14 protein-coding genes are annotated in these 16,465 nt (G+C 46.7%); 10 read left to right on the forward strand and 4 right to left on the reverse strand.

Annotation, left to right across the window (positions count from 1 at the left end; translation table 11 throughout):
* Positions 1-11: 11 nt before the first annotated feature.
* From dnaE to ACHZBG_RS16160, 5 genes are read left to right on the forward strand one after another with little or no spacing between them, the layout of a single operon-like run.
* Positions 12-3,473 carry a DNA polymerase III subunit alpha gene (dnaE, locus tag ACHZBG_RS16140; protein WP_320130489.1) on the forward strand — a complete coding sequence of 1,154 codons (3,462 nt, stop codon included), beginning with the start codon at positions 12-14 and terminating at the stop codon, positions 3,471-3,473.
* 39 nt (positions 3,474-3,512) lie between these two features.
* Positions 3,513-4,169, forward strand: a complete 657-nt coding sequence (locus ACHZBG_RS16145) for a YggT family protein (protein ID WP_320130490.1) — start codon at positions 3,513-3,515, stop codon at positions 4,167-4,169.
* A 1-nt stretch (position 4,170) separates the two neighbouring features.
* On the forward strand, positions 4,171-6,261 hold the full coding sequence (recG, locus tag ACHZBG_RS16150; protein ID WP_320130491.1) for an ATP-dependent DNA helicase RecG: 2,091 nt from the start codon (positions 4,171-4,173) through the stop codon (positions 6,259-6,261).
* A gap of 57 nt (positions 6,262-6,318) precedes the next feature.
* Complete coding sequence (rsmD, locus tag ACHZBG_RS16155) at positions 6,319-6,879, forward strand: 16S rRNA (guanine(966)-N(2))-methyltransferase RsmD (protein WP_320130492.1); 561 nt, start codon at positions 6,319-6,321, stop codon at positions 6,877-6,879.
* Positions 6,869-7,696, forward strand: coding sequence for an acyl-ACP thioesterase domain-containing protein (locus ACHZBG_RS16160; protein ID WP_320130493.1), 828 nt, complete (start codon positions 6,869-6,871; stop codon positions 7,694-7,696). Before rsmD ends, ACHZBG_RS16160 begins: the two co-directional genes overlap by 11 nt.
* Position 7,697: 1 nt before the next feature.
* Here ACHZBG_RS16160 and ACHZBG_RS16165 read toward each other — a convergent pair whose 3' ends face one another.
* Genes ACHZBG_RS16165 through lspA form a run of 3 tightly spaced genes read right to left on the reverse strand, consistent with a single transcriptional unit; the run spans position 7,698 to position 9,530 of the window.
* Entirely contained in the window at positions 7,698-8,717 is a 1,020-nt protein-coding gene (locus ACHZBG_RS16165; protein WP_320130494.1) for a hypothetical protein, read from the reverse strand.
* 2 nt (positions 8,718-8,719) lie between these two features.
* Positions 8,720-9,007, reverse strand: a complete 288-nt coding sequence (locus ACHZBG_RS16170) for a leader peptide processing enzyme (protein WP_320130495.1) — start codon at positions 9,005-9,007, stop codon at positions 8,720-8,722.
* Positions 9,000-9,530, reverse strand: a complete 531-nt coding sequence (lspA, locus tag ACHZBG_RS16175; protein ID WP_320130496.1) for a signal peptidase II — start codon at positions 9,528-9,530, stop codon at positions 9,000-9,002. The genes ACHZBG_RS16170 and lspA overlap by 8 nt, the downstream gene beginning before the upstream one ends.
* A gap of 329 nt (positions 9,531-9,859) precedes the next feature.
* Here lspA and ACHZBG_RS16180 point away from each other — a divergent pair, with 329 nt between their 5' ends.
* From ACHZBG_RS16180 to ACHZBG_RS16200, 5 genes are all read left to right on the forward strand, one after another.
* Positions 9,860-11,515 (forward strand): peptide ABC transporter substrate-binding protein, encoded by a 1,656-nt coding sequence (locus ACHZBG_RS16180; RefSeq protein WP_320130497.1) that lies wholly within the window; start codon positions 9,860-9,862, stop codon positions 11,513-11,515.
* Positions 11,516-11,600: 85 nt separating this feature from the next.
* On the forward strand, positions 11,601-12,542 hold the full coding sequence (locus tag ACHZBG_RS16185) for an ABC transporter permease (protein WP_320130498.1): 942 nt from the start codon (positions 11,601-11,603) through the stop codon (positions 12,540-12,542).
* The gene (locus ACHZBG_RS16190) at positions 12,539-13,618 is read left to right on the forward strand and encodes an ABC transporter permease (RefSeq protein WP_320130499.1); all 1,080 of its coding nucleotides are present in this window, start codon (positions 12,539-12,541) and stop codon (positions 13,616-13,618) included. Before ACHZBG_RS16185 ends, ACHZBG_RS16190 begins: the two co-directional genes overlap by 4 nt.
* 4 nt (positions 13,619-13,622) lie before the next feature.
* Positions 13,623-14,708: an ABC transporter ATP-binding protein gene (locus ACHZBG_RS16195; RefSeq protein WP_320130500.1), complete on the forward strand. Its 1,086-nt coding sequence runs from the start codon at positions 13,623-13,625 to the stop codon at positions 14,706-14,708.
* A complete protein-coding gene (locus ACHZBG_RS16200) occupies positions 14,698-15,633 on the forward strand; it encodes an ATP-binding cassette domain-containing protein (protein ID WP_320130501.1) in 936 nt (311 codons plus the stop codon). Before ACHZBG_RS16195 ends, ACHZBG_RS16200 begins: the two co-directional genes overlap by 11 nt.
* Before the next feature lie 40 nt (positions 15,634-15,673).
* On the opposite strand, the gene ACHZBG_RS16205 is transcribed toward ACHZBG_RS16200, so the two are convergent.
* Complete coding sequence (locus tag ACHZBG_RS16205) at positions 15,674-16,426, reverse strand: Nif3-like dinuclear metal center hexameric protein (RefSeq protein ID WP_394699415.1); 753 nt, start codon at positions 16,424-16,426, stop codon at positions 15,674-15,676.
* Between the last annotated feature and the right edge of the window lie 39 nt (positions 16,427-16,465).

Here is a 16,465-nt window from a genome sequence, read left to right on the forward strand (position 1 = left end):
TGGGAGTTTTCATGGAAGATATCGATATCAGTCAACAAACAGGCGGCTTTGTACACCTGCATAATCATACGGATTTTTCCCTATTGGACGGAGCTGCTTCAATTGGGAAATATATGGCAAAGGCCCAGGCTTTGGGAATGAAAAGCCTTGCCATAACCGACCATGGAAATATGTTCGGCTCCCTCAAATTCTATAATGCAGCCCGTGAGGCCGGCATAAATCCGATTCTCGGCTGTGAATTCTATTGCAACCCTCCCAGCCATACGGAAAAACCGGCACCGGGAGGTATGAGAACCCATCAATACCACCTGATCCTCCTTGCCATGAATGAAAAAGGGTATCACAACCTGATGGAACTCAACTCGATTTCCTTTACCGAAGGTTTCTATTTCAAACCCAGGATCGATGACGAGTTATTGAAACAACATAACGAAGGCCTTATCTGTCTCTCGGCTTGCCTTGGTGGAGAAATTCTCCAGCTCTTGCTCAAAGACCAATATGAGGAGGCAAAAAGCCGTGCCCTATGGTTTGCCTCTGTCTTTGATGACAACCGGTATTACCTTGAAATGCAGGATCACAACCTCCCTGAACAAAAACAGACAAACCCTTTGCTCAAGAAACTGAGCGATGAAACCGGAATCCCCTTGGTTTGCACCAATGACATCCACTATATAGACCAAAGTGATGCCAACGCCCAGGATCTTTTGCTTTGCATCGGTACGAACTCCAAAAAGAACGACCCGGACAGAATGCGGTTCCCCAACGCAGAGTTCTACATGAAAACCCAGCAACAGATGGAAGAAACCTTCTCCTGGTGCCCAGAGGCAGTGGCAAATACAGCAAGGATTGCACAACGATGTAACATTGAAATACATCTCCCGGGCCCTTTGCTTCCCGAATTCAAGGTTCCCGAAGGGTTTGAGAATACCGCTGACTACCTGACCTATCTTGCAACCGAGGGATTGAAGGAACGCTATAAGGAAATTACCCCGGAGTTGCAGAAACGTCTGGACTATGAACTTGGCATTATCATAAAGATGCAATTCGAAGGGTATTTCCTCATTGTTCGCGACTATATCCACTGGGCCAAGACCCATGACATCCCGGTAGGTCCCGGAAGAGGATCGGGAGCAGGTTCCCTGGTCGCCTACTCCATAGCCATAACCGATGTTGATCCGATCAAGTTCAACCTCCTCTTCGAACGATTTCTCAACCCGGAACGGGTAAGCATGCCTGACTTTGACATCGACTTCTGTTTCGAAAGAAGACAGGAAGTCATCAACTATGTAACTGAACATTACGGTACCGATCGTGTTGCCCAGATAGCCACGTTCGGAACATTGAAGGCAAAGGCCGTCGTAAAGGACGTGGCCAGGGTACTCGATATTCCCTTCGATGAATCAAACAATATCTGTAAGCTTATCCCGGATGAACCCAAGATGAACCTTACCAAGGCCTTTGAGCAGAACAAGGAATTGGGAGAATTGGAGGCCAGAGGTGGAATTTACGCCGAACTCTTCGATGTCGCAAGAAGATTGGAGGGCTTGAATCGTCATACCTCAACCCATGCAGCCGGGGTAGTAATCGGAAAAGAACCGTTGATCAATTATGTTCCCCTGTACCGTGATGCGAAGACTGGGGCGATCTCCACCCAATATACAATGGACCTGATCGAGAACTGCGGTCTGGTCAAGATGGACTTTCTGGGTTTGAAAACCCTGACTCTTCTCAAGCATACAGAAGATTTGATCAAAAAAAAGAATCCTGACTTTTCAATCGAGGATATTGATGAACAGGACCCCAAGACCTTTGCCATGCTCTGCAAGGGCGATAGCACCGCGGTCTTTCAGTTTGAAAGCACAGGAATGCAAAACATCCTTCGCGAAGCCCAGCCTTCCAATCTAGAGGATCTGGTTGCACTCAATGCCCTGTATCGACCGGGTCCGATGGCTTACATCCCCCAATTCATCAATTGCAAACTGGGCAAACAACCCATTACCTATGCAGACCCCGAATTGGAAACTGAATTGAAAACAACCTACGGGGTTATCGTGTATCAGGAACAGGTCATGAAGGTTGCCCAGATTATTGCAGGCTACTCACTTGGCAGTGCCGATATTCTCAGGCGTATCATGGGCAAGAAGAAGGTAGCAGCCCTGGAAAAGGAGAAGATCAAATTCGTCGCAGGGGCAAAAGCTCTTGGCAGGTCTGAAAAACATGCCATAGAGATATTTGAGATGCTGGAACCTTTCGCAGGGTATGGTTTCAACAAATCCCATGCCGTCGCCTACTCGGTGGTTGCCTATCAGACTGCTTTTTTGAAGGCCAACTATCCAGCTGAATTCTTGGCCTCCAACTTGACCAACGAAATGGGAAGCCCTGACAAATTCACCGAATACCTGCAGGTTGCCAAGGATATGGGTCTGGAAATAATGCCCCCCTCGGTCAATTATTCGGACAAGCATTTCTCCGTCGTGGAAGGAAAGATCGTGTACGGCCTTGCAGGAATCAAGAACGTCGGGGAAGCTGTGGTCGAAACCTTCGTCAAAGAACGCGAGAAAAACGGTCCCTTCAAGGATTTCCTGGATTTCCTTATGCGCATTGACCCTCGTGCGGCAAATTCAAAGTTGCTTGAATCCCTAATCAAGGCAGGGGCCTTCGATAACATGGGGATAAATCGTCCCACTTTGCTCGAAAACGTTTCGGCAGCCGTTACCTATGTCCAGAAAAGAAGGGAAGCAACGGCTTTTGGTCAGATTTCCCTCTTTGACGAAGAACAGGAAGCTGAAATGGATACGTTCATCATGAAACCTGTGGAGGACTGGGAACTCAAGGAAAAACTGGAAACAGAAAAGGAATTGCTGGGGTTCTATATTTCAGGACACCCGATGGATGCCTTCAAGCAATCCATCAAGGAACGGGTGACGGTAAATACGGCAAAGATAGAACAGCTTCCGTTCGGGAAAAACACCAATATGATCGCGATGGTAACCGGCCTTCGTCCGTATACGACAAAAAAAGGTTCAATCATGTGCTTTTTGCAACTTACGGACCTCAATGCCACTTTCGATGCCACTCTTTTCCCGAAATCCTATGAACTGTTCAAGGATACCCTGCATGTCGATGGAATCTATGGCTTTACCGGGAAGTTCGATAATTCGAGAGGAGTCGAGAAAGTATCCTATTTAATTGATCAAGTCTATGCCGACCCGAATGAACTGGCACCGGTTGCTGTGTCCTCTTGTCACATCGAACTGGAAAAATCCTTCTGCACAAATGAAGGAATCACTGAATTACGCGACATCTGCCTGAGTTTTGGAGGCCTTTGTTCCTTGCAACTGATCATAACCAGTGCAGAGGATCAATCGAAGGATACCATAGCCTGCGGCAGGGAATTTGCTGTTCGTTTTTGCGATGATTTTGTCCGTGAAGTGAAACAGAGTCCTGCCGTACAGAATATATGGTTCGACTAAAGAAGAAATCTCAGCTATCTTAGTACATGGAGGAACGACATGACCAAAAACTATTCCTATGACGTAAACCCCGGGGGGTTTTCTTCGTCACAGGTGCTCATGACCATTGCAAGTATTGCAGCTACCCTCATTGCTCTCTATTCGATGTGCATTTGGTTGAGAATCATATTGACTTGGATAAAAATTCCAGGACAGATGCAGGAAAATCCCGTTGCCCGTTTTCTGGGAAAAATCGTTGACCCGTATCTTAATTGGTTCAAGGGCATAGAATCCTTGAGAAGAAGCCGACTCGATCTCACCCCACTGGTTGCCCTGGCTGTACTTTCCATAGCACAAAGTATGCTCAGGCTTTTGGGAACCTACGGAAAGCTTACCGTGGGGCTTGTGGGAGGGCTTGTCCTTCAAACCCTTTGGGGCTATATCATAAGTCCAATTCTTTTCTTTATCATCGTTTTATTGATCATACGTTTGGTTTTCTGTTATAAAAGAGGACCCAATTCAATCCAGTACATAAAGATGCTCGATACAATGATCGGAGGTATCCTCAATTGGGTACAAAACTTATTCTACAAGCATCAAACCATCAATGACCGTCAGCTCGTAATTACGGCCCTGGTTTTCTTTGCCATTGTCTACCTTGTCTGTTCAGGAGTGCTTGGATTGGCAGTGTCCGCCTTGGCAAGACTTCCTTATTGACATGGAATATCTCCGTAACCTGAAAAGCAGCCTATCCTCTTTACCAAAGGTGGGTCCAGCCGCAACCAAGGGATACGGAGAACTTGGTTTGTCTACCTTCTCCGATTTATTATCGCTCTCCCCCCGTGCCTGGGAAGACAGAAGCACCATCCATCCCTTGGGAGAACTGGAGGACGGGATGATGGCCAACACCCTTGTCGAGGTCGTCGCCCATACATACTTCGGCCCTAAATTTTCCAATAGACGAACGCTCAAGATATTGGTAAAGGATGTCTCGGGACAAGGGTATGGACGGTTATCGCTTGTGTGTTTTGGAAGGAATTTTCTGGAAAAGACCCTGAAAGTCGGCCATATCTACTATTTATACGGAACAGTAAGTCGCCATATGGGAGAATTGCAATGCTCGCAATTTGAAATGCTCCCTGCAACCGAGGAAGGGGATTTTCCCTCTTCTTTCGGAAAGATACTTCCGATTTACCCCTTGAAGGGAACACTCAGCCAAAGGATAATCCGTCGCGATGTATCGTCAGTATTATCCCAGGTCGATCGATTTGAAGAAGAACTCCCCCGCTCGATACGGACAGAGTATTCACTGCTTTCGCTTGACGAAGCCCTGAGGACCTGGCACTTTCCCAAGACCCTGGGAGAACTTGAGCATGCCCGGAAAACGCTCGCTTTCTCTGAGTTGTTTTACCTCCAGCTTGTTTCCAGACGAAGAACCCCCATTCTGGAAAGGTCAGCCAAACCAGGACCTGGTATTCCCACCAAACTTGAATTGAAATTCATGGAGAATCTGCCCTTTGCCCTCACCCAGGATCAATTGACGGTCCTCAAGGAGATACGGAAAGACCTGGACAGTGAAATTCCCATGAACCGGCTGCTGCAAGGCGATGTAGGAAGCGGAAAAACCTTGGTAGCCTGGATAAGTGCCCTCCATACGCTCTCTACGGGAGCCCAGGTAGCGTTTATGGCACCGACAGAACTTCTATCGCGCCAACATGCGGAATCGGCGGCAAGATTGCTGGAACCTTTGGGCATTCGCATCGCCTTTCTTACCGGCTCAGTCAAGGGAAAAGAACGAAAACTATTATTACAGGCTATAGAAGAAGGAAATGTCGATATCGTCATAGGTACCCATGCACTTTTTTCCAAGGAAGTCAGCTTCAAGAATCTCAGATATATAATTATCGACGAACAACATCGTTTCGGGGTTGAACAACGACTGGCCTTGATGCAAAAAGCCGAGGTACCCGATTTGCTTTTGATGACGGCCACCCCGATTCCCCGTACCCTTTCGCTTACCGTATTCGGAAATCTCAACGTCTCCACCATACTGACCATGCCTCCCGGAAGGCTTCCCATCGTCACCCATATAGTCAGCGAAGAGAGTCGGGAGCGTATGTACAAGGCGATCGCCGTTGAATTTCAAAGAGGCCATCAAGCATATTTCGTGTACCCGAGAATCGATGATACCGGGGAGAGTGATCTGCGGGATGTCACCAATATGTTTGAATTCCTGAAAAATCAGTATCCTGGAGTCCCGTCTGCATTGATCCATAGCAAACTGGACGAAGATCAAAAGGTCTCCATACTTTCCCAATATCAACAAGGAAGTGTGCAATACCTTGTATCGACAAGTGTCGTGGAAGTCGGCATAGATATTCCCAATGCAACCTGCATGGTAATAGAGCATGCCGATCGTTTCGGACTCTCTGCCCTTCACCAGCTTCGGGGACGAGTAGGACGGGGAAAGAATCAATCATACTGTTTTTTGGTCTTTGGCAAGGATCTCAGTGAGGATGCCAAACAACGGCTCAAGGTCATGAAAGAGTCCACAGATGGATTTTTCATTGCAGAACAAGACCTTCTGATACGGGGACCCGGGGAAATGACAGGAACCAGACAGTCCGGGTTCTTGCGACTGCACTACGCCTCCCTTACCGAGGATCTTTCCCTTATTGAACAAGCACGCAAGGAAGTGGATAGAATCCTTTTGCAGGATCCCTCTTTCCTGAATGAAGACAATAGCGTCATTCGCAGGGTTCTTTTGGAATCTCCACCCTTTGAGGAAGAATCGGTGGACGTTTCCTGACCTGCCTTGCACAAACATTGGGCATCTTTTATTATTTGGTGAAGCAAGGAGAAAAAAGTGCGTATTACCGGGGGAAAATATAGAGGAAGGACTGTTCTTTGCCCACCTGGAGTCATTCGACCTGCCATGGACAGTATGAGAGAATCCTTATTCGGTATATTGGGAAATCTTGAGGGCCAATCCTGGCTTGACTTGTTTACCGGAAGTGGGTGTGTCGGAATCGAAGCCGCCTCACGAGGGGCAAGTCCTGTACATCTTGTGGAAAAGGATCATATCAAGAAGCAAACAATCCTGACCAATATCAGCATGGTCGATTCACAAATCCAATTATTCATGGCCGATGTAAGAAGATTCATCCCTACGGCCAAACGACAATACGATATCGTCTATGCAGATCCTCCTTTTCCGATGGACGGGAAGATTGAATTGGCAAAGGCCGTTGACAAGGCAAACCTATTGACAGAGAACGGCTTGTTCATCATCCATTATCCAGCCGAGGAAAAGAAAGACTGGCCCAAAGAAATCGGCAACCTATTCTGTTATGACGAAAGGCAATACGGACGAAGCACACTCCGGTTCTTTGTAAACAAAAAGGAAACCAAGAAAGATGAAGCTTAATATAGAGGCTATCGATGGCAACAATGTTGCCCATAGCCAGTTCATGACCTATACCTATGAGACAGATAGTTTTTATTATGCCAGGCTTGCCTTTTATTTCGAGATAGTCCAGGAAGCAGCTGGTTATCACGCAGCTGCCAGGGGTTGCAGCATTCCCGAACTTCATGAAGAAGGAAAAACCTGGGTCATTACCCGTACCCATATCCATGTCGACCGATATACAATCTGGCCTGAGGTCATATCCGTGGAAACCTGGGCCCAGAAACCGATGCACTTGTATCTTCCCCGAATAATCAAGGGCTATGATGAAAACAAAAAACCGGTCTTCTCAGCCATTACCTATTGGGCTGTCCTGGATCTAGGACGCAATGGACGCCCTTGTCGCCCAGAGGAGATTTCCAAGAAAATAGGCCAGCCACCGGCAGATTTGCCTCAATACAATCTGGATTCAGAACTGAAAAGAAGGACGACCTATGATGCATCCGAGTGTACGACCCTCTCAGTATACAAGCCGACCATCAAGTATCTCGATTCAGACAGCAACCAGCACGTAAATAATATTTCCTATCTTAATTGGGCTCTGGAATCACTTCCAAATACGTTCCGGGATACCTTCAAGGTATGCGAGGCAGACGTATCCTGGATTCGCCAAACCTATTCTGGGGAAAATGTTACGGTGTATACAGGAAGTATTGATCCATTGGGTTTCAAATCAGAGAATCCGGTTCTATTCCATAAGATAGAGAGAACCGAGCAGGATCAAAGCAAGACCATTGTCTGGGAAGGAATGACTACCTGGGGAAAACGTCCTGTCTGATCTATACAAAAACCTTTCGTAGGGAAGGGTCTTTCCCCAAAAGAAGTCCAATTGACTCCCTTACAGGAAAGATTCCTTTCTTCTCGTTTGCCGAATAGTAACAATACCAACATTGCTCATCAGTCTTGAAACGGGCATCACAACTCACCACATACCTGCTCGCCCAGCCTTTCTCGGGAGTAGGAAGTATCTCGGCCCGGAAAGTGGGAGCCCAGACAAGACCATCGGGGCTTTCCAATTGCAGGAGAATCGAAGAAGTCTTCCCTTTCTTTTTATCCCATCGAATGGCACATTCGAAAGCGGCAAAACCATCGGAAGCTTGCACCACCTTTATACTGCCACAGGCCATATTCCTGTAAGGATCGTTGGCATCGGGTTCCAAAAGAGGTTTGCCTCCATTGGCCAGGGTATACGGTCCCTCAAGGGTCTTGGAGGTGGCCAAGGAAAAATACGTGGTTACTTTTTGCTTTGTATCCTCAAGGATGGTATGGGAAGCTCCAAAATAGAGACTGTACCCCTCTTCTGTCTTGAATAGTTGTGGCCGGGAAATCCGCGGTTTCTCAAGATGATATCCTGCAAAGGGAATATCCTTGCTATCCAGAATTATCTTGGGTTCACTATAGAGAATAAGATCAGTGGACGACCTCATCTCAAAACGGCTTGAACTGATTTTTTCAAAGTCACGTCTTCTCAGATGGCCTTTGTTCCAGGCAGGAAGAGAGGAATCATGCTTTTCATAGATAAGATACCAGACACCTTCCTGATAAAACACAAAAGGGGAATGTCCCCGTAGTTCAATCATTTTGCGAGGTTCCCAGGAAATCCCGTTTTCACTGGTGAAATGCTCGAGGCCTACCCAAGTATGGGCAAATAAGTGCCATTTTCCGTCAGGTCCTTGGTCGGGCAACAAGAAACAAGGGTCACACAAACGCCCAAGATACCAGAGACTGCGCAATACAGGCTCATCACTGAAGGGAAACCAGGATATCTTGGAGAAAGAGGAGACCGAAGGAAGATTCATTGCTAGTCCTCACGACGGCGATTGTTCTTCCGTTTACTGATCAGGGGCGCCAGCTTATCCTCCAGGTTGAATTTCTTGCCCATCCATTTGACAATAACCGAGTACAAATAGAAACTACCCCCGATACTAACCAAAAAGGATAACCCAAGCCACAAGGAAACCAAGGAGCTTGAAGGATCTGCAAAGCGGGTAATCAGTATAAAACAGATTACAAAGAGAATGAGCATGATCAATACATTCAAGACAGTAGCGGCAAGCATGAACCAAATGGTATTCGATTTTTTAGACATCAGTTGTTTCCTTTTTCCCTTTTGCAGGGAAGAGCAAAGTAAGTGCAAGCAGTATACCACTTATTACCAGCGAAGCATCGGCGATGTTCCAGGTCGGCCAACGATCAAACCCAAGAAAACCATAGGTGTTTACCGAGATAAAATCAACAACCCGAAAGGAACGGAAAATACGGTCTGCCAGGTTTCCCATCCCACCACCCAAAAACAGGGCAAGAGTCCAGCTTTGGAGCGAAGTAAGATATTCCTGTTTTCTGAAGAAGATATAGGCTACACAAACAAGCAAAAGAAGCGGCAACAGGATAAACCCAAGGAATTTGACAACCAAAGGCAAGCCAAGTCCCATACTAAAGGCAATCGCTGTATTGCGGACATGTACGATATAGAGGAAATTACCGCCAAAAGAATAACCGATGGTATTTTCCGGAATATGACTGACAATCCAAGCCTTGGACAGTTGATCGGCAAGAAGAATGCAGCAAGTAAGAAGCAACGGCAAATATCTATTACGAGGTTTGGTATCCATAACGGCAATATACTACAGTCTTTGTATCTCTGCAAACAACTTCACCTACCTGTATCTGCTTTTTCATTCTGGATGTATCTTGATTTATCACCTTTTTGCAGCAATACATTTTGATTGATTTGTATAGTTTTTATTCTCTGTCTATGCATGGTGCATCATTTCACATGAAAATTTTTTTACCTTTATAGACCTTTTTTGCCCATTTTGCATAAATATGCAGGAAATTTTATTCCAATTCATTATCATGGTAAAATATTAATTATCACCATCATAGGTAAAGATGCCTTGTTTTTCCCTACATCTTTATTTTCATGGGGAGGAGCGAACAAGTGAAAAAACGAACCGTTTTGACGTCCCTGCTTTTGCTCGGTTGCCTAAGTCTGTTTGCAAATGGAAATGCCGAAAAAACCACTGCTGCAACAGCACCCGTACAGAAGAACAACACCCTGAATGTCATGATTGAGGTTGAGGTTGAAAGCCTTGATCCCCAGATTGCAACCGATGGTACCTCTTTTGAGGTAATTGCAGATTACACGGATGGCCTTAAACAAATGGCAGCTGATGGTTCAGTTATCAATGCTTTATGTGCCGACGAGCAAATCTCTCCCGATGGCTTGACGTATACCTTCAAGATTCGTGATGACGCCTATTGGTCCAATGGCGACCCTGTCACTGCCGATGACTTTGTCTTTGGTTGGCAGCGTGCCGTAGATCCCGATACAGCCTCAGAATATTCCTACATGATGAGCGACATCGGGCAACTGAAAAATGCCGCAGCCATTGAAGCAGGAAAAATGAGCGTTGACCAGCTTGGAGTGAAGGCCATTGATGCAAAGACCTTGCAGGTACAACTCGAAGTACCTGTCTCTTATTTTGATGAATGTCTTTATTTCCCTACCTATTATCCAGTCAATCGTGCGTTCTTTGCAAAGTGCGGGGACACCTTCGCAACCAGCGCCGATACAGTACTGAGCAATGGTGCCTATATACTCAGCGAATATGAACCGGCTGCCACCAGTTTCAAACTTATCAAGAATCCCAAGTATTATAATGCTGGCAAGGTAAAGCTTGATGGATTGAACTATCAGGTCATCAAGGATAGTCAGCAGGCCTTGATGAGTTACCAGAACGGCGACTTGGATATCATCCAGCTCTCCGGTGACCAGGTTGACCAAGTAAAGGATGATCCTGAGTTCAAGAGCGTCGGTGCCGGATACCTTTGGTACATCAGCCCAAATATTGCAAAATCCACTGATTTGGCAAATTTGAACCTGAGAATGGCAATGACCTTTGCACTCGACCGCGAAACTTTGGCCAAGAGTGTAATCAAGGATGGTTCCACGGCTGCCTTTGCCGCCGTCCCAACCCAATTGGCCACGAATTCGAAAGGCCAGGACTTCACACCGAACCAGACAGAGTTCTCTGATGTCTGTGACTTTGATACCACCAAGGCCCTGACATATTACAACCTTGCAAAGAAAGAACTCAACAAGGACTCCTTCAAGTTTGAGATGATTGTCGATGATACGGAAATCCAGCAGAATGTGGCAGCCGTACTCAAGGAAGAGTTGGAACAGAGACTTCCCGGACTTGAAATTGATCTGCGCATCGAGCCCAAGAAACAGAGGGTCCAGGATATGCAGGATGGTACCTATACCCTTGGCTTGACCAGATGGGGACCGGACTATGCAGACCCGATGACCTATCTTGGTATGTGGGTGACCGGCAACGATAACAACTATGGATTATGGAGCGATGCCCAGTATGATTCCTTGATCGCCGAATGCACCACCGGGGATTTGTGCACCGATCCAGTTGGACGTTGGGATGCCCTGAAGAAAGCCGAAACCATTGTCATGAAGCAGGCTGTCATCTTCCCATTGTATCAGCAGGCCAATGCCGACATGATCAAATCCAATGTATCCGGAATTGAATTCCACCCTATTGCCTTGAATCGTGTATACAAAAACACAGCAAAAAAATAGAATTCTGTATCGATTATCCGATGAGTTCCCAAAAGGAATTCATCGGATATGTTTTTGACAACAGGATTGATACGGAAGGTATTGTTTGAAAAAATATATATTCAAAAGAATTCTGATCGCTATCTTTACACTTCTGGTCATCACCTTGGTGCTTTTCTTGTTACTGCAGAAAATGCCGGGCTCTCCCTTCAATGACGAGAAACTGTCCGATGTCCAACGAGCCACTTTATATCAGAAATATGGTCTGGACAAACCACTAGTCGTTCAATTTGCCAAATATGTTACCAATATTTGCCATGGTGATTTCGGTGTGAGCTATAACATCAGCAAGAACACCCCGATCAGCCAACTTATCAAATCCAGGCTTCCCATCAGCCTCAAGATAGGCGGACAATCAGTATTGACAGGGGCCTTGATAGGACTGTTACTAGGCATAATCGCCGCCCTTTACCACGGAACGATATGGGATACCGTCTGTACGATAATTTCTGTACTGGGGGTTTCTATTCCCAGTTATGTGTTCGCCTTGGCACTGAGTTATCAATTCGGTTTCAAATGGCGTCTATTTCCCATGCTCTATTCCAATAACACACCTTTTGCCTCCAGTATATTGCCAAGCATTTCCCTTTGCATGTTCACCTTGGCCTCGATTGCCCGTTTCACACGTACTGAAATGTTGGAATCCTTGGGAAGCGATTACATCATGCTTGCAGAAAGCAAAGGTCTCTATGGACCACCGTTGATCATCCGACATGTATTGCGAAATGCCCTTATTCCGATCATTACGGTGCTTGCCCCCCTTATTGTCGATTTGATGACAGGGTCCCTGGTAGTCGAGAAAATATTCTCCATACCCGGTGTAGGCTCCTTGCTCGTAACCGCAATTCAATCCAATGACTACAATGTTGTCATAGCACTGAGCTTCATTTACAGTGCCATGTATATCTGCATCATGCTGGTTGTCGATATTCTCTATGGAATCATCGATCCCAGGATCAGGCTTGCAAAGAAAGGAAGCGATACATGAGAGATAAACAAAAAGGAAAAATGACAGCTACCTTGGATGCCTCCTCTTCTGTTGCAGGAAACTTGATGGATGATTTTTCCCTGGTAAGTGATATCCAGCAAACCAGAATTGACTCAAATTTTGCCAGTCAAAGTTATTGGAAAGATGTTCGTACACGTTTCATGGCAAACAAGAGTGCCGTGGTATCCCTAGTCATCATCTTATTGATCATCTTCTTTGCTGCTTTCGGTCCAAGCATGAACTCCTATTCCTATTCAAGCCAGAATCTGGCACAGAAAAATTATGCCCCTCGCATCGCAGGACTTGAGAAATTGGGAATCTTCGACGGAAAAGAGACCATGTCCACTACCACAGGGACAAAACTGATCAACAAGTATCAGGAAAACAATGACCTCTCGATCCATTATTGGTTTGGTTCGGACACTTTGGGCCGGGACATCTGGACCCGGACCTGGACGGGAACTCGAGTCTCCCTCTACATCGCCTTTGCCGCCGTGCTCATCGATATGATCATCGGCATGAGTTATGGCTTGGTCTCCGGATATTTCGGAGGTCTTGTGGACAGCAGCATGCAACGGTTTGCTGAAATCGTCAACGGGATCCCCCGTTTGGTCATCGTCACATTGCTTATGCTTATCCTCAAGCCAGGCCTCACTACTATTATCTTTGCACTGATGATTACCGAATGGATAGGCATGAGCAGGATAGCCCGTGCAGAGATGCTCAATCTAAAGGAACGGGAATTCGTATTGGCTTCCCGGACTTTGGGAGCAGGAAATTTTACCATTATTTTCAAGGAAATCCTGCCCAATATCATCGGGCAGATCATTACCCAGACAATGTTCAGTATTCCTACGGCAATATTTACCGAAGCCTTCCTCTCTTTCGTTGGCTTGGGCATTCCGGTTCCCCAATGTAGCCTGGGTTCATTGATCAGCAGTGCCTTCAACAGTTTTACCACGCACCCCTATCAGATTATTCCCCCGATTCTTATATTGGCTTTCCTTATGTTGTGTTTCAATATGCTGGCGGATGGGCTGCGCGAAGCCCTTGACCCCAAAATGAAAGAGATGTAGCGCTATGATGAAACAAGAACAAATACTCTCAATAGAGAATCTTTCCATCTCCTTCAGGACAACGGCAGGTTTTGTAAATGCCATACGTGGAGTCAACCTGACATTGGACAAAGGAGGAACCGTTGCAATCGTCGGGGAATCCGGGTCAGGAAAATCAGTGACCTCAAAGGCCGTGATGGGCATTCTGGACAGAAATGCAGTCGTCAATAGCGGCTCAATACAGTTCGCTTACCCAAAGGAGAACGGAGAACGGGAAGAATGCGACATCCTTTCCATGACCAAGCGTGATCTACGCCGTCAAATCAATGGCAAACGCATCGCCATGATATTCCAGGATCCCATGACCAGCCTCGATCCTACCATGACCATCGGAAAACAAATCATGGAAGGAATGATGTGGCATTATCACACGCCAAAGGATGAAGCCTACAAGAAAGCACTGGAACTCCTTGGGGAGGTAGGGATTCTTGATGCCGAGAAACGGATCAGAAATTATCCTCATCAATTATCGGGAGGCATGAGGCAACGGGTAGTCATTGCAATTGCCTTGGCTTGCAACCCTGAATTGTTGATTTGTGATGAACCGACGACAGCCCTTGATGTAACGATACAGGCAAAAATCATTGAGTTGATCAGCCGTATACAACGAGAACGGGGAATTTCCGTTATCTATATCACCCATGATCTGGGTGTCGTTGCCAAGGTGGCTGACTATGTAAATGTCATGTATGCCGGCAAGATCGTGGAAAAAGGAACGGCCAACGACATTTACTTTGAACCTGCCCATCCCTATACCTGGGGTTTGTTGTCTGCCATGCCCGATTTGGATACGACCGACGAACGACTCTACACCATTCCCGGCTCTCCCCCGAATCTGTTGCATTCGGTAAAAGGGGATGCTTTTGCACCAAGGAACCAATTCGCCCTTGGCATCGATAGCAAAGAAGAGCCTCCGATGTTCAGAATCAGCGACACTCACTATGCATCGACCTGGCTTCTTGATCCTCGTGCCCCAAAGGTGGAAATGCCGCTTGAACTGAAGCAACGCATCGAACGCATGAAACAAGAGGTGAAGAACTATGGAAGATAAAAAACCTCTCTTGAAAGTAAAGAACCTGAAACAATATTTTCGGACAAGCTCCAAATATACGGTCAAGGCAGTCGACGATGTTTCCTTCGACATCTATCCAGGGGAGACCTATGGATTGGTAGGAGAATCCGGTTCAGGCAAGAGCACTATCGGACGAAGCGTCATCCGGTTGTACACGCCTACCGCAGGGTCGCTCACCTTCGATGGAAGGGATATCACCGACAAGCTCTCCAAGGATGACATGAATTATGTACGGACCAATATGCAGATGATCTTTCAGGACCCCATGGCATCCCTGAATCCCAGAAAGAAGGTCGGGGAGATCATTGCAGAGGGACTCGTAATCCATGGCATCTGTGCTACCAAGGCAGAAAGGACCAAAATGGTTGAGAGGATATTGGACAAGGTAGGCTTGGCTCCGGAACATATCGACCGCTATCCCCACCAATTTTCAGGAGGGCAGCGTCAACGGGTAGGCATTGCCCGGGCCCTGATCATGAATCCAAAACTTATCATTGCCGATGAGTGCATCAGTGCCTTGGATGTCTCAATCCAGGCCCAGGTGGTCAATCTCATGAAGGATATCCAGAAAGAGACTGGAACCGCCTATCTATTCATCGCCCATGACCTCTCGATGGTCAAGTACATAAGTTCCCGTATCGGGGTGCTGCACCAAGGCCATCTGGTTGAAACCGGAACCACCGAGGAGATTTTCAGTCGGGCCATCCATCCGTATACCCAAAGCCTGCTTTCCGCGATACCACGACCAAATCCCATCCTTGAGAAACTTAGGGTAGCAAAGACCTATGATTATGCAACCAGTGGCATCGATTATGACAAGGGAAGCAAACATCTTGTGGAAGGAACCCATTACGTGCTCGGTACCGACAAAGAAATGGAACAATGGATGGCAAACAATCCCTGAACGACCCTACGAGAAATAAAGCTACAAAGAATGTCTGGTCTTACAGACCCGTCGGATTATCGAGAAAAACCGTCTCTACACCGAATCTTTCTTGTAGGTGAACAGAGAGGGCCTGCACTCCGAAAACCTCACTGAGGTAATGGCCTCCAGCTATGAGTGTAATCTTGTTTTCCAGGCAATCATTGTAAACCTGGTGCTCGCATTCACCGGTGATAAAGCAATCGAGGCCTTCATCCAGGGCAGCGTACACATCATCACTGGCTCCACCGCTTACAATGCCGATTGTCCTGATCTCCTTATTCCCGAAAGGCAGGATCACAGGATTGGAAAACCCCAGGGTCTTCGCTATTGAAGCAGGATCCAAGGGAACCGGGGATATACCCTTGAAGCCAAGCAGCTTTCCCTTGTACGGGGCAAAGGGTTGGATATCATCCAAACCAAGCAAACGGGCCATGACTACATTATTGCCAACCTCAGGATGACCATCCAGAGGCAAATGGGCTGCATAGAGGTCCAGATTGTTGTCGAGCAAGGTTTTTATCCGCGTATAATGCGCCTTGGTGACAGGAATCGGGGCACCCCAGAAAAGACCGTGATGGACAATTAGCAGATCGGAGCCGGCCTCGGAGGCAAGGCTGAAGGTCTTGAGACAAGCATCTACGGCAAAAGCAATTCGCTTCACCGTTTTATCGCTTCCCCCGACAACCAGACCATTGGAAGAAGGATCGATCGAGTTAAAGGAAGCAAGATCCAGATATCCATCGAGATACTCTGTCAATTCATCACGTTTCATGGTTGCATTATAAAGAGTTGACACCATTTGTTCCACCAC

Source organism: uncultured Sphaerochaeta sp. (assembly GCF_963676625.2).
Classification (GTDB): domain Bacteria; phylum Spirochaetota; class Spirochaetia; order Sphaerochaetales; family Sphaerochaetaceae; genus Sphaerochaeta.

Coding starts and splice junctions, on each gene's coding strand:
- dnaE (WP_320130489.1), top strand. CDS start 12: ATGGAAGATATCGATATCAGTCAACAAACAGGCGGCTTTGTACACCTG.
- ACHZBG_RS16145 (WP_320130490.1), top strand. CDS start 3,513: ATGACCAAAAACTATTCCTATGACGTAAACCCCGGGGGGTTTTCTTCG.
- recG (WP_320130491.1), top strand. CDS start 4,171: ATGGAATATCTCCGTAACCTGAAAAGCAGCCTATCCTCTTTACCAAAG.
- ACHZBG_RS16160 (WP_320130493.1), top strand. CDS start 6,869: ATGAAGCTTAATATAGAGGCTATCGATGGCAACAATGTTGCCCATAGC.
- ACHZBG_RS16165 (WP_320130494.1), bottom strand. CDS start 8,717: ATGAATCTTCCTTCGGTCTCCTCTTTCTCCAAGATATCCTGGTTTCCC.
- ACHZBG_RS16170 (WP_320130495.1), bottom strand. CDS start 9,007: ATGTCTAAAAAATCGAATACCATTTGGTTCATGCTTGCCGCTACTGTC.
- lspA (WP_320130496.1), bottom strand. CDS start 9,530: ATGGATACCAAACCTCGTAATAGATATTTGCCGTTGCTTCTTACTTGC.
- ACHZBG_RS16190 (WP_320130499.1), top strand. CDS start 12,539: ATGAGAGATAAACAAAAAGGAAAAATGACAGCTACCTTGGATGCCTCC.
- ACHZBG_RS16195 (WP_320130500.1), top strand. CDS start 13,623: ATGATGAAACAAGAACAAATACTCTCAATAGAGAATCTTTCCATCTCC.
- ACHZBG_RS16200 (WP_320130501.1), top strand. CDS start 14,698: ATGGAAGATAAAAAACCTCTCTTGAAAGTAAAGAACCTGAAACAATAT.
- ACHZBG_RS16205 (WP_394699415.1), bottom strand. CDS start 16,426: ATGAAACGTGATGAATTGACAGAGTATCTCGATGGATATCTGGATCTT.